This window comes from Mesorhizobium sp. M0678 (assembly GCF_040320505.1).
Classification (GTDB): Bacteria; Pseudomonadota; Alphaproteobacteria; order Rhizobiales; family Rhizobiaceae; genus Mesorhizobium.
This window is the reverse complement of sequence record NZ_JAMYPT010000002.1, coordinates 64,273-77,015: the sequence shown is the minus strand read 5'-3', so window position 1 is coordinate 77,015 and position 12,743 is coordinate 64,273. Positions and strand designations below refer to the sequence as shown.

Genomic DNA, 12,743 nt, shown 5'->3' with positions numbered 1-12,743 from the left:
CCTTCCCAGAATGGGCTTCCCGAGAGGGGATCCTGCCGAAAGATTTTCCCGAGCATTCAAGGCAGGAAATTCATTCGTATGCAAATGATATCAAGCCGGCAGGAATTGTCAAAGCCAGAGTTTGCACGGCTGTTGGCACCGGTGCACCCGGAACGCATTTGTTATGCCATGAGAGGTTGACGCAGCCGGCCATCTGGTCAAGTTTCTGCGTCCGGTCGCGTTTTCATTGGAGCCTAAGCTCAAGACCAAGAAAATAAGGAGGCTCCATGGCCGACGAAGCGCTTGTCGTTATCGACCTGCAGAACGATTTCTGCCCGGGTGGCGCCCTTGAAGTGGCCGGTGGCGACGAAATCGTGCCGTTGGTCAATGACCTGATCCGGCGGACCGAGCACGTCCTGCTGACGCAGGACTGGCACCCTGCCGGCCATTCGAGCTTTGCCTCCAGCCACCCCGGCAAGCACCCGTTCGAAACGATCGACGTGCCTTATGGCCACCAGACGCTGTGGCCGGATCACTGCATCCAGGGCAGCCTGGGATCGGATTTCCATTCGGGCCTCGCCTGGAGCAAGGCCGAGCTGGTGATCCGCAAGGGGTTCCGTCCTGCGATCGACAGCTATTCCGCATTCTTCGAGAACGACCGGACGACGCCGACCGGCCTTGCCGGCTATCTCCGGGATCGGAACATCGAGACGCTGACCCTGGTCGGCCTGGCGACGGATTTCTGCGTCGCCTTTTCGGCGCTCGACGCAGTCAAGCTCGGTTTTGAGACGTCCGTGCGGCTCGACGCCTGCCGCGGCATCGATCTCAACGGCTCCGTGGAGAGGATGCTGGGCCGGATGCGCGATGCCGGCGTGACACTGATTTGAACGTCATCCACCCGAACCTGACAGACTTTTGAGGGGCTTCATGCGGTTTGCGGCGTTGACGGCAAGTGCTGCACTTATTGCAGCAATCTTTTCTCCGAGAGCGGTTCTCGCGGCCGAAGCGCACGAATTGCCGGGCGCCGCCATGTCGCTTTGGTGGGTGCTGCCGTTTGCCGGGCTATTGCTTTGCATCGCGACCGGCCCGCTGCTGTTCCATCATGCTTGGGAGCACCATTACGGCAAGATCGCTGCCTTCTGGGCAGCGTTGGTGATCGGGCCGCTGGCCATCGCCTTCGGCATCCCGTCCGCCACGCAGGCGGTGCTGCATGCGCTGCTCACCGAATACATGTCGTTCATCATCCTGCTGTTTGCGCTGTTCACCATTTCGGGCGGTATCTTCGTTGCCGGCAACATACACGGCACGCCGCTGGTCAATGCCGGGCTGTTGCTGGGAGGGGCGCTGCTTGCCTCGATCATTGGCACAACCGGCGCCTCGATGATCCTGATCCGGCCGCTCATCCGCGCCAACGACAACCGGCGCTTCAACGCCCATGTCGTCATCTTTTTCATCTTCCTGGTTTCCAACATCGGCGGGTCGCTAACGCCGCTGGGCGATCCGCCGCTGTTCGTCGGCTTTCTGCGCGGCGTCGATTTCTTCTGGACGACAGTTCACCTGCTGCCCGAGACGCTGTTCGTCGCCGGCGTGGTGCTGGCTGTTTTCCTGGCGATCGACATCATCATGCATCGCCGGGAGGAAGGCGCGCCGAAGATCAAGGATCCGACGCCCGACAGCAAGGTGCGCATTCGCGGCCTGGCCAACATCCCGCTGCTGGCCGGCGTAATCGCCGCGATCCTGATTTCCGCTGCCTGGAAGCCGGGAGTGAGTTTCTCTTTTCAGGGCGTCAGCCTCGAGCTGCAGAATCTGGTGCGCGACGCCGCCATCCTGATACTGGCCTTCACTTCGCTTGTCGTCTCGCCGAAGGAGTTTCGCGGCGCAAACGCCTTCAACTGGGGGCCGATTGCCGAGGTGGCGAAGCTGTTCGCCAGCATCTTCATCTGCATCGTGCCGGTCGTCGCCATATTGCGGGCCGGGCTCGACGGCGCGCTGGCGCCGTTGGTGCTGCTGGTCAGTTCGCCGACCGGCGCGCCGGACAACCTTGCCTATTTCTGGCTGACCGGAGCGCTGTCGTCCTTCCTCGACAATGCGCCGACCTATCTGGTGTTCTTCGAGCTGGCTGGCGGCGATGCGCAGCATCTGATGACCGAGTTCGCCTCGACGCTGGCGGCGATCTCGGCAGGCGCGGTGTTCATGGGCGCCAACACCTATGTCGGCAATGCGCCGAATTTCATGGTCTATGCCATTGCCAGGCATCGCGGCATCAAGATGCCGAGCTTCTTTGGCTATATGGCATGGTCGGGCGCGGTGCTGATCCCGACATTCCTGCTTGCCGGCTTGCTGTTCTTTGCCTGATCATCCGACGCCGACATAGCGACGGACCGCCGAGGGATCGGCACGCAGCTCCTCAACGTCGACCGTCTCGCGGTTGCGGCCGTTTTCGATGAAACAAACGCGGTCTGCGACCGAGAGCACGGCATCGACGCGCTGCTCGACAAGAATTGTCGACACGCCAAGCGCACGCAGCTTCGACACCGTTTCGCGGATCTTGGCGATCATCGACGGCATCAGCCCTTCGGTCGGCTCGTCGAGCAGAAGCACCTGTGGTTCCAGGCACAGGGCGCGGGCCATGGCCAGCATCTGCTGCTCACCGCCGGACAGCGTGCCGGAACGCTGCCTGAGGCGCTGGCGCAGCAGCGGAAAAAGATCGAGCACGTTTTCGCGCGTCGCCTTGCCCTTGTTGCGGGCCATCAGGCCGATCTCGATGTTTTCAGCCACCGTCATCTCGGCGAACAGCCGCCGGCCCTGCGGCACGTAGGCGAGGCCGGCCTTGGGCACCTCGTGCGCCGGCAAGCCGGTCAATTCCCGCCCTTCGAGCCGGATCGAGCCTGAGCTTACCGGCACCAGGCCCATGATTGCCTTCAGCGTCGTCGTCTTGCCGGCGCCGTTGCGGCCGAACAGGCAGAGCACTTCGCCCTCGTTCAAGACAAGATCGAGGCCATAGAGCACCTGGACCTCGCCATAGAAGCAGTCGACCCCGGAGATCGTCAGTGCCTTGGACTGGGCCTCAGCCATGGGTCGTCCCCAGATAGGCGTCCTGCACCGCGGCATTGGCGCGGATCTGCTCGGGCGTGCCTTCAGCCAAAATCCTGCCGGCGTTGAAGACGGTGATGCGGTCGGCGAGCCGCATGACCACCGGCATGTTGTGCTCGATCAAAAGCACGGTGGCGCTATCGGCGATCTCGCGCACCAGCTCGATGAAATTATCGATCTCGCTGTCGGCCAGCCCTTGCGTCGGTTCGTCGAGGATCAGCAGCCGCGGCTTCAGTGCCAGTCCCATCGCCACTTCCAGCAACCGCTGGTGACCGTAGGACAGCTGCCCGGCCGGCATGTCGGCGCGGTCGGCAAGGCCGGTACGCTCGAGCGCGGCCATGACGCCGGTGTGAACCGCGCCCTTCGAGCGGCCGTCGGTCAGCGTGCGCTGCACCGGCAGGGCAACATTGTCGTAGGCGCTGAGATTGGCAAAGACGCTGGTGATCTGGAAAGTGTAGGCGACGCCAAGGCGAACCCTGGCGTAGGCCGGCAGATTGGTGATGTCCGCGCCGTCGAAGACGATCATGCCCGACGAGGGCTGGATACGGCCGCTGACCAGGCTGACGAAGGTGGTCTTGCCGGCACCGTTGGGGCCGATGACAGCGCGGATCTCGCCCGGCATCAGCGCGAAGTCGACGCCGTCGACGGCGCGCAAGCCGCCGAAACTGCGCGACAGGCCTTTGGTGGTGAGCAGCGGCATCATGGCAACCACCCGAGCCAGCGCTGGCGGATGCTGCCGAGAATGCCTCTCGGGAAGAACAGCACCAGCAGGATGAGCGCTATGCCGACGATCAGCAGATAGGCCGAGGTGTAGCCGCTGGCGACATCGATGACATAATACATGAACAGCGTGCCGATCAGCGGACCGAGCGTGGTAGCGGCACCGCCCAGCAGCACCCAGAGCAGCGGCAGGATGGAATATTGCACCGAAGCGAAGCTCGAGCCGACATAGCCGAACAGCAGCGCATAGGCCGCGCCGGAAGCCGCGCAGATGCTGCCTGAGATGACGACGGCGGCGAGCTTGTTGGAAAATGTATCATAGCCAAGCATTTTGGTCCGCTCTTCGTTCTCGCGGATGGCGACCAGCACGCGACCGTAGCCGGAGCGGACTATCGCCAGGCTTATGAGCAGCACGATCGAGAACAGTGCCAGCGCGCTCATATAGCGCACGGTCGGGTTGGTGAGGTCGAGCGACGTGCTGCCCAGGACAAGGACACGCATCGGCTGCGGCACGACCATGCCCTGGTCGCCACCGGTCCAGGCAGCGAAATAGAGGATGACGAGATAGAATACCTGCGCGAACATCATAGTGACGATCATGAAGGCGACGCCGGAGGTGCGCAGCGCCAGCAGCCCGATCACCAGCGCGAGAAGCGCGCCGCAGGCAAGCCCGGCTGCGAAGGCGGCCGGCACGCTCCAGCCGAGATGGATGACGGCAAGGCCGGCGCCATAGAGCCCGGCTGAAAAGAACATGGCATGGCCGAGGCTAAGCAGCCCGACATAGCCGAACAGCAGATTGTAGCCCATGGCGAAGACCGCCAGCACCATGATGCGGGCGAGCAGGCCGTGATGGTATTCCGGCAGGACGAAGCTAAGCCCGAAAAGCAGGGCGATGACGCCGAGGTGCAGCGCATATGGCTTTGCCGGCGAAGCATCCTTCATCGCGATGTCGTCCCGAACAGGCCCTGCGGCCGGAACACCAGCACCATGGCGACGAGCAAGGTGGCGATGATCTTGGCCAGCGTCGGTGAGAAGAACACCGAGATGATGCCGTCGGAAAGGCCGATCAGCACCGCGGCGACGACCGTGCCTCGCAGCGAGCCGAGGCCGCCGATGATGACGACGATGAACGACAGCAACAGCGGGTCCTGTCCCATCAGATAGTGGGCCTGGCTGATCGGCACGATCAGCACCGCGGCGACAGCAGCCAGCATGGCGCCGAGCGCGAAAACACCGGCATAGACTCTCGTCACCGGGATGCCGAAGGCCTGCGCCGTCTCGCTGTCATATTGCGTGGCGCGCATGACGAGGCCGATTTTCGTGCGCGTCAGCACCAGCCAGGTCGCGACCAGCAGCAGCGCCGACGCGGCGATGATCGACAGCTTGTAGCCGGAATAGCCGAACCACGGCAGGAGGATGCGGTAGCTGAACGGCGGCTCCACCGGCCGCGCCTCCGGGCCGTAGAAGGTCAGCGCCAATTGCTGGATGATGTAGAGCATGCCGATGGTGGCGACGATGGTGGCTTCCGGATTGTAGTTGAGCCGGCGCAGCACCAGCCGTTCGGCGACCAGCGCGATCAGGCCGACGATCAGCGGCGCCAGCACCAGGGCGGCCAGGAAGCCGAGCGCCGGATGGCCGGATATCGCCGTAGAGATCGCCCAGGCAAGCACCGCGCCGAGCATGAAAAACTCGCCATGCGCGACATTGACGACGCGCATGACGCCGAACACCAGCGACAGGCCAAGCGCCGTCAGCGCCAGCACGGCGGAGGTGACGAGGCCTTCGAGGGCGGCGAGGAGCAGGTGGGGTCCGAAGTGCATCGGTTACACACCCATCGCAGGTGCGAGGCGCACCCCCCTCTGTCCTGCCGGACATCTCCCCCTCAAGGGGGGAGATTGGCAGTTCCCGCGAAGGCGGCCACCTACCGGCCTTTGCGATTGGCGAAAGCGCTGGTGACAGCCAATCTCCCCCCTTGAGGGGGAGATGTCCGGCAGGACAGAGGGGGGTGGGCCGAAGCGCACTGTGCTTAATGAAACCAAGCTCACAGCGTCTGCGTCGTGTAATCCCCCTCAGGCTCATAGAGGCCGTCCTCGATCTTGGTCTTGTGGACGACATTCAGCCGGCCGCCTTCGACCTTGGAGATGTTCTGGATACCAAAGCACTGGTGGATCTTGCCGTTGAAGGTTTTCGGTCCCTGCGGATGCTCGGGCCCCTCGGCGAACTCGGTCAACGCCTCGGTCGCCTCGACCAGCTTGGCGCGGTCTTCCGGGCCCTTGTAGCCGGCATCCTCCATCGCCTTCTTGACGACGTAGAGCGTTTCCCAGCAGCCGAACATGTGCGCGGCGGTGGAGACGTCCTTGGGGTCGCCGACGGCGGCACCATTGTCATCGATGCCGACGGCGGCGCGGTAGGCCTTCTGTGCGGGGGAATCATCGGGCTGCGCGTAGCGCGGCGAGCCTTCCCAGAAATGGCTACCGTCGAGGAATTCGAGGCCGGGGCTGTTGATGTCGGTGGCTTCGAGCGAATCGATGAAGCCGAACAATTGCGGCCGATTGGAGCCGTAGAACTCGCCGAGCTCCTTGACGAAGGTGAGCACCGCCGGGCCGACCATGACGTGGTAGATCACCTCGGTCTCCGCGGGGATCTGCGGGAAATATTTGGTGAAGGAGGATTCCGTCGGCGGAATCGCGATCTGCGCAATGACCTCGGCGCCTTGCGCCTTCAGCGCCGGCGGCAGGTAGTCGCGATGGTCATAGCCGAAAGCGAAATCGGGGAAGATCTGCGTCACCTTCTTGCCGGCATTGGCGGCAATCCACGGTGCCATCGACTGGATCTGGCTCTTCACATCGGTGATGCCGGGCTGGAAGATGTAGCGGTTCAATTTGGTCGAGGCGACGTGGTGGCCTTCGCTGACAACGAAATAGGGCATCTTGGCCTCGCCGGCGGCCGGCGCCGAGCCGATGACGACATGCGAAAACAGCGTGCCGTAGACGATGTCGGTCTTGTGCTGGGAGGCGAACTTGCCGACGACTTCGGCGCCCCGGCCGGGATCGGTGCCGTCATCCTCGATGATCACGTCGACCGGCCGGCCGTTGATGCCGCCGGAATCGTTGATCGCCTTGACGGCAGCCGCTGTGGTCTTCTCGTACCAGCGGCCATAGGCGGCGCCGATGCCGGTGCGGTGCGACTGGAAGCCGATCTTGATCGGCGCCGAGCTCTGCGCCTGGCTGTAACGCACGAAACCCGGCGCGACGGCAAGACCGGCGCCGGCGGCAAGGCCCTTCAGCGCCGTGCGGCGGGTGAGAGCGGATCTGGAGAGATCGAAAAACCCATTCTTGTCAGTCACGGCAGTTCCCCTTGTTTTTGAGCTTTGACCAATGGCTGTAGCAGGCAGGCCACTCTTGTTAAGAGGGGCGAAAATTGCATGTGTACAAACTAAATCACCAAAGCTCTGACGTGGCAAGCGAGCTTTCCCCAAGGTTCGATTGACGGGCATCGCACACCTCGTTCATCCGGCGCTCGGCGTCGCAAGCAGCCATAGGCCGAGGACGGTGTAGGCGATCATCAGCACGGTGAGCGGGAACTGGCTGAGCGCGGCGCGAGCCGGAATGGCGTGCAGCCGCCAGGCCAAGCCATGGGCGACAAGCACAGCAAGCATGTGGCCGGCTATGATGACGCCGGCCTGGAGGTTCCACAGCCACCACGCCGAACCGGCACCGGCGACGACGCCGGCTTCAATTGACATGTCGGCGGTACCGAACAGGTTCCAGCCCAGCGCAAACGGGTCGGAGAGAGCGGCAATCGCATATTGGCCGTCGACCAGCAGCGCCGTCAGATAATGCGCGAAGTGGTAGGCGAGCGCGATCGGTACGATCGACCAGACCAAAAGCCCGGCGGCGTGACCGAGCGAATGCTTGCTGCCGGCAAGGTTCTGGCCAAGAAAGACGGCGAGCTCGAACACGGCCGCAAGCACGGCAAAGGTCATCACAAGGCCGAAGCTGCCGATGCCGATCAAAGCGGTGCGTCCCGGAAATTCCACCGGATTGATGCCGAACCAGCCTAGCCAGAAGAAGGTTTTCGACAGGCCGTCGAAGGACACCGACGACAGCGCAAGCAGCAGGAAAGCGACGCCGCTGAGCGGTAGCGGCGCGGCAGCGAGCAGCTTGGCGCCCGGCCAGCAGAGTTTTAGCCGGCCGTCTGCAATACGTTCGACGATGGCGAAGCGCGCCACCATGGAAAAGAACACGGTCAGGAACTCACCGCGCAGGGTCCAGTCGCGGTAGCCGAAGACCTGCATGGCGGCGAAGCTCAGCAGCCAGTAGAGGCCGGCGGCCCAGGCCAGCCGCGCCGGATCGTCGGGCGCAGGGTCGATCAGCTCGAACCAGGCGAAGGCGAAGAACAGCAGGAAAGCCGGCCAATAGCCGAGCCGTTGGGGGAGCAGATACGGCTGCGTTCTGCCGGACAGGCGCGAGGCGACGCGGCATGGCCCGTACCAGGGGTTGAGCCACGACCAGAGATCGCCGGCGAGCCCCTGCAACAGAGCCAGGCCAACCCAGAGAAGCGTCCATACGGTCAGCGGCATCGGATTGGAAAGCGGATCGCGGCTGCCGAACAGGCCGGCGGCAATCAGAATTGCAAAGCCGGCAAAGGATACCAGGCTGACGGCAGTCCGCGCGGTGTCACCGAAGGTGAACAGCGGCAGGCGTTTGCGCCAGAAGCGGTCGAGGGAGTCCGGCGGCAGTAGCGCCAGGACAAGGAAACTGGCGGCAACCGCGAGCGCGCCGCCGGCAAGGTAGTAGCGGGTGGGAAGGAGCAGGACGTGGCCGCGGTCGGAGGCGTGGGCGAAGGCGGGCGTGGGCAAGAATGCAAAGGCAACAATGACGAGAGCTAAACTGTAACGACGGCGCTCTACGGCGCCCCCCTCTGTCCTGCCGGACATCTCCCCCACTTGGGGGGAGATCGGCGGTTCCGCCGTCGGCTCTCCTTCTGCAACTTTAGCGATTGGCGAAAGCAGCAATGAGGGCGCAATCTCCCCCCTCGTGGGGGAGATGTCCGGCAGGACAGAGGGGGGCGCGAAGGAACTCATACTACGCAAGAGTTCCCCTACCTCACACCTTCACCAACTGCTCCACGCGGTCCTTCTGGCCGAAGATGCGCAAATAGCGCTCGATCTCTTTCTCGTCGCCTGTCGACTTGGCCGGATTGTCGGAAAGTTTGACCGCCGGCCTGCCGTTGGCTTCGGTGACCTTGCAGACCAGCGAGATGGCGTCTAGCCGGTTGGTCTCGGTCGGCGCGCAGCCCTCGAAATCGTTGGTCAGGTTGGTGCCCCAGCCGAAGGACATGCGCACCTTGCCGCGGAAGTGGCGGTAGGTTTCCTCGATGGTCTCGACCTCCAGCCCATCCGAGAAGATGAGCAGCTTCTGCTTGGGGTCCTTGCCCTTTTCGCGCCACCAGGAAATGATTTTCTCACCGCCTTCGATCGGCGGCGCGCTATCGGGGCGGAAGCCGGTCCAGTCGGCGACCCAGTCCGGTGCATCGCGCAGGAACGCCGCGGTGCCGAAGGTGTCCGGCAGTACGATCAGCAGGTTGCCGCCGTAGTAGCGCTGCCAGTCCTGCAGCACGTTGTAGGGCGACTGTTTCAATTCCTTTTCCGAATTGGTGAGCGCGGCGAACACCATCGGCAGTTCATGCGCATTGGTGCCGAGCGCCTCGAGATCGTTGTCCATGGCGAGCAGCACGTTGGAGGTGCCAGTGAAGGCCTCGCCGATGCCCTCCTTCAACGCTTCGACGCACCAGCGCTGCCACAGGAAAGAATGACGGCGGCGGGTGCCGAAATCCGAGATGCGGATGCCGGGCAGCGCCTTCAGCCGCTCGGTCTTGGCCCACATCTTGGCCTTGGCGCGGGCATAGAGCACGTCGAGCGCGAACGGCCCGAACGCCCGCATGGCCGCGCGAGATCGAAGTTCATTGATAATTGCCAGCGCCGGGATCTCCCACAGCGTCGTGTACATCCACGGGCCGCTGAAGACGAGTTCGTATTGGCCGTCGCGCTTGGAAAGCTCGTATTCGGGCAGCCGGAAATTTTCCAGCCAGGCGAGGAATTCCGGTTCGAATATCTGCTTGCGGCCATAGAAGGTGTTGCCGCCGAGCCAGATCATCTCTTTCTTAGAGAAGCGCAAGGTGCGGGCATGGTCGAGCTGCTCGCGCAGCTCCGTCTCATCGATCTCCTCGGCAAGGCGGACCGAGGTGGTGCGGTTGATCAGCGAGAAGGTGGCGTCGACCTTGGGATACATGCCCCAGATCATCTGCAGCATCAGAAGCTTGTAGAAATCGGTGTCGAGCAAGCTGCGGACGATCGGGTCGAGCTTCCAGGTGTGATTGTAGACGCGCCGCGCTATATCGGTCTTTGCCATCGCTCAATGCGCCTTCGCTGCTCGCTCTAGCTTTTGTCTAGCGCAATTCCGGACGGAAAACCGCTGCGCACTTTTCCTGGAATTGCTCCAAATGCCTCTTAGCATCGAATTTTTGAACGCGCCTCCCGCTTTGCGGGCTGGCCCGACAAAAAGAAGCCGCTGCGGCAAGCGGCGCCTACGGCAGTTTCGGCCTCAGGATGCGGTCTTGGCGCCGACCACCTTGAGCGCTGGACGCTTGCGGCGAATGCCGATGCGGCCTGCCACCGGCGCGTCGGCGCGGCGGTCGGCCTGCTCTTTCTCGGCAAACAGCCAGTCGATGAACAATTGCACGATCGGCGCCGACCGCATCTCGTTGCGGCAGACGACGTAGAAATCGTCGACGGCCGGCACGGAAAGACTGAACGGGGCGACAAGCAGGCCCCTGGCGAGCAGTCCGCTTGCCGTCACCGTATCGCCGAGCGCCACGCCATGGCCGTGGACAGCCGCCTCGGTCGCCATGCGCGCATCGCCGAGATGATGGCGGCGGCCGCGCTCCAGGTCCAGCGCGTCGGCGGCGGCCAGCCAGGTATGCCATTCGCGGCCGTCGTCGCCATGCAGGAAGACGTGATCGGCGAGGTCGCGGACGGTGCGGATCGGGCGGTTGTTGATCAGCGTCGGGCTGACCACCGGGAACAGTTCGAGGCCCGACCATTTGCGCATCCAGCAGTCGGTCCAGCTGCCGTCACCATAGTGCACGCAGACATCGATATGCGGTGCGCGGACGTCCTTGGCATCATTGGATGGGATCAGCGTCAGCCTGATATCCGGATATTGCGAGGTGAAGCTGCCCAGCCGCGGGATCATCCACAGCAACAGTAGCGCCGGCACGCAGGATACAGAGAGAACGCCGGTGCTGGCCGGCCTCGTCATGCGCTGCGTGGCGGCGGCAATGCCGTCGAAGGCGGTCGACACCGCCGGAAGCAACTCGGCGCCGTGTGGCGTCAGCTTCACCCGCTGACCGGCACGCTCGAACAGCTTGACACCCAACGATTGCTCGAGCGCCTTGATCTGATGGCTGATGGCGCCGTGGGTGACGTTGAGCTCAGCCGCCGCCTTGCTCAGCGAGGCGTGGCGCGCCGTCGCCTCGAAGGCGCGCAGCGGGTTGAGCGGTGGCAAACGCTTGGCCATTTGGACCCTAGGCTCTGTGAGATTTTCTCACAGATAACACACTAACAATATCAATTGATTTTTCAATGCAGCTACGGGACACTTTGCCTAGGCATTGCATCACGACGTGAAATCTGCAGGCAGCCGACGGCTGCGGCTATCGGGGCCGCTGTCCGCGCGCCGCACCAGCCATGGAGGACCGACATGGGTTGCGACCGCGGCAAGCTCGAAGCGTTGCGCCGCAAATACGGCGAGAGCCATGGCGGCGAAATGTTCGACCCGAAATTCCAGCGTGTCGCCGACAAGATCTTCTCCAAGACCGGCACGCGACTGGCGCCCTATTCCGGCATCCCGACCTTCCTCGCGGCGCCCTATCGTGAAATCGCCGCCGACAATCCGGATTTCGGCGATCTGCAGGTGGCGATGATCGGTGTGCCGATGGATCTGGGCGTCACCAACCGGCCGGGCGCCCGTTTCGGGCCAAGGGCGCTGCGCGCCATCGAGCGCATCGGCCCCTACAACCATGTGCTGGAATGCGCGCCGACGCATGAGCTGAAGGTCGCCGACATCGGCGACGTGCCGTTCCAGAGCCGCTACCGGCTGGAGACCAGCCATGACGACATCGAACGCCGCACCAACCAGATCGTCGACGCCGGCGTCCTGCCCTTGTCTGTCGGCGGCGACCATTCGATCAGCCACCCGATCCTGAAGGCTGTCGGCAAGAGGGCGCCGGTGGGCATGATCCATATCGACGCGCACTGCGATACCAGCGGCCTGTTCGACATGACCAAGTTCCACCATGGCGGGCCGTTCCGCAACGCGGTGCTGGACGGCGTGCTCGACCCGAGCCGCACTATCCAGATCGGCATTCGCGGCTCGGCCGAGTATCTGTGGGAGTTCACTTATGAGTCCGGCATGACCGTCGTGCATGCCGAAGAGGTGACCGGCCTCGGCATTCCCGCCATTATCGAGAAGGCGCGCAGGATAGTCGGCGACGGCCCGACCTATGTCTCCTTCGACATCGACAGCATCGATCCGGCCTTCGCACCGGGCACCGGCACGCCGGAGGTCGGCGGGCTGACGACGCGCGAAGTGCTCGAGCTGCTGCGCGGCCTGAAGGGACTCAACATCGTCGGCGGCGACGTGGTCGAGGTGGCACCGCAGTACGACGCGACCACCAACACGGCGCACGCCGGCGCGCAGGTGCTGTTCGAGATCCTCAGCCTGATGGTCTTCAGCCCGGCAATCACCGGCAAGGCGGGCTGACACGCTCGACCATGATCCCGAAAGTGGGAACCGGTTTTCGGAGAAGATCATGGTCCACTAGAGAATCCAAAGGCGACCGCCGCGCTGGAGCCGGCGGTTGCACTCAAACAAACAAGCTTCCAGCAG

At 63.5% G+C, this 12,743-nt stretch carries 11 protein-coding genes; 3 read left to right on the top strand and 8 right to left on the bottom strand.

Features of this window, described 5'->3' with window-relative positions:
* Positions 1-266 precede the first annotated feature (266 nt).
* Together pncA and NKI29_RS03790 are read left to right on the top strand one after the other, a co-directional pair.
* Positions 267-866 carry a bifunctional nicotinamidase/pyrazinamidase gene (gene pncA / locus NKI29_RS03795; RefSeq protein WP_023676971.1) on the top strand — a complete coding sequence of 200 codons (600 nt, stop codon included), beginning with the start codon at positions 267-269 and terminating at the stop codon, positions 864-866.
* A 40-nt stretch (positions 867-906) separates the two neighbouring features.
* A complete protein-coding gene (locus NKI29_RS03790; RefSeq protein WP_023676972.1) occupies positions 907-2,334 on the top strand; it encodes a sodium:proton antiporter in 1,428 nt (475 codons plus the stop codon).
* Here the strand turns inward: NKI29_RS03790 and NKI29_RS03785 are convergent, their stop codons facing one another.
* From NKI29_RS03785 to gcvA, 8 genes are all read right to left on the bottom strand, one after another.
* Entirely contained in the window at positions 2,335-3,054 is a 720-nt protein-coding gene (locus tag NKI29_RS03785; protein ID WP_023676973.1) for an ABC transporter ATP-binding protein, read from the bottom strand.
* Positions 3,047-3,775, bottom strand: coding sequence for an ABC transporter ATP-binding protein (locus NKI29_RS03780; protein WP_023676974.1), 729 nt, complete (start codon positions 3,773-3,775; stop codon positions 3,047-3,049). Before NKI29_RS03780 ends, NKI29_RS03785 begins: the two co-directional genes overlap by 8 nt.
* Positions 3,772-4,734: a branched-chain amino acid ABC transporter permease gene (locus NKI29_RS03775; protein WP_023676975.1), complete on the bottom strand. Its 963-nt coding sequence runs from the start codon at positions 4,732-4,734 to the stop codon at positions 3,772-3,774. Before NKI29_RS03775 ends, NKI29_RS03780 begins: the two co-directional genes overlap by 4 nt.
* Positions 4,731-5,612 (bottom strand): branched-chain amino acid ABC transporter permease, encoded by an 882-nt coding sequence (locus NKI29_RS03770; protein ID WP_352568540.1) that lies wholly within the window; start codon positions 5,610-5,612, stop codon positions 4,731-4,733. Before NKI29_RS03770 ends, NKI29_RS03775 begins: the two co-directional genes overlap by 4 nt.
* Positions 5,613-5,833: 221 nt before the next feature.
* Positions 5,834-7,138: an ABC transporter substrate-binding protein gene (locus NKI29_RS03765; RefSeq protein WP_023676977.1), complete on the bottom strand. Its 1,305-nt coding sequence runs from the start codon at positions 7,136-7,138 to the stop codon at positions 5,834-5,836.
* 162 nt (positions 7,139-7,300) lie between these two features.
* Entirely contained in the window at positions 7,301-8,731 is a 1,431-nt protein-coding gene (locus tag NKI29_RS03760) for a hypothetical protein (protein ID WP_023676978.1), read from the bottom strand.
* A 169-nt stretch (positions 8,732-8,900) separates the two neighbouring features.
* Complete coding sequence (pncB, locus tag NKI29_RS03755) at positions 8,901-10,205, bottom strand: nicotinate phosphoribosyltransferase (RefSeq protein WP_023676979.1); 1,305 nt, start codon at positions 10,203-10,205, stop codon at positions 8,901-8,903.
* 192 nt (positions 10,206-10,397) lie between these two features.
* On the bottom strand, positions 10,398-11,372 hold the full coding sequence (gene gcvA, locus NKI29_RS03750) for a transcriptional regulator GcvA (protein WP_023676980.1): 975 nt from the start codon (positions 11,370-11,372) through the stop codon (positions 10,398-10,400).
* 183 nt (positions 11,373-11,555) lie between these two features.
* Here gcvA and speB point away from each other — a divergent pair, with 183 nt between their 5' ends.
* Entirely contained in the window at positions 11,556-12,617 is a 1,062-nt protein-coding gene (gene speB, locus NKI29_RS03745; RefSeq protein ID WP_352795582.1) for an agmatinase, read from the top strand.
* Positions 12,618-12,743 lie beyond the last annotated feature (126 nt).

Bases quoted from the DNA above. Each gene is read 5' to 3' on its own strand.
- pncA (WP_023676971.1), top strand. From the start codon at position 267: ATGGCCGACGAAGCGCTTGTCGTTATCGACCTGCAGAACGATTTCTGC.
- NKI29_RS03790 (WP_023676972.1), top strand. From the start codon at position 907: ATGCGGTTTGCGGCGTTGACGGCAAGTGCTGCACTTATTGCAGCAATC.
- NKI29_RS03785 (WP_023676973.1), bottom strand. From the start codon at position 3,054: ATGGCTGAGGCCCAGTCCAAGGCACTGACGATCTCCGGGGTCGACTGC.
- NKI29_RS03780 (WP_023676974.1), bottom strand. From the start codon at position 3,775: ATGATGCCGCTGCTCACCACCAAAGGCCTGTCGCGCAGTTTCGGCGGC.
- NKI29_RS03775 (WP_023676975.1), bottom strand. From the start codon at position 4,734: ATGAAGGATGCTTCGCCGGCAAAGCCATATGCGCTGCACCTCGGCGTC.
- NKI29_RS03770 (WP_352568540.1), bottom strand. From the start codon at position 5,612: ATGCACTTCGGACCCCACCTGCTCCTCGCCGCCCTCGAAGGCCTCGTC.
- NKI29_RS03760 (WP_023676978.1), bottom strand. From the start codon at position 8,731: ATGTCCGGCAGGACAGAGGGGGGCGCCGTAGAGCGCCGTCGTTACAGT.
- pncB (WP_023676979.1), bottom strand. From the start codon at position 10,205: ATGGCAAAGACCGATATAGCGCGGCGCGTCTACAATCACACCTGGAAG.
- gcvA (WP_023676980.1), bottom strand. From the start codon at position 11,372: ATGGCCAAGCGTTTGCCACCGCTCAACCCGCTGCGCGCCTTCGAGGCG.
- speB (WP_352795582.1), top strand. From the start codon at position 11,556: ATGGGTTGCGACCGCGGCAAGCTCGAAGCGTTGCGCCGCAAATACGGC.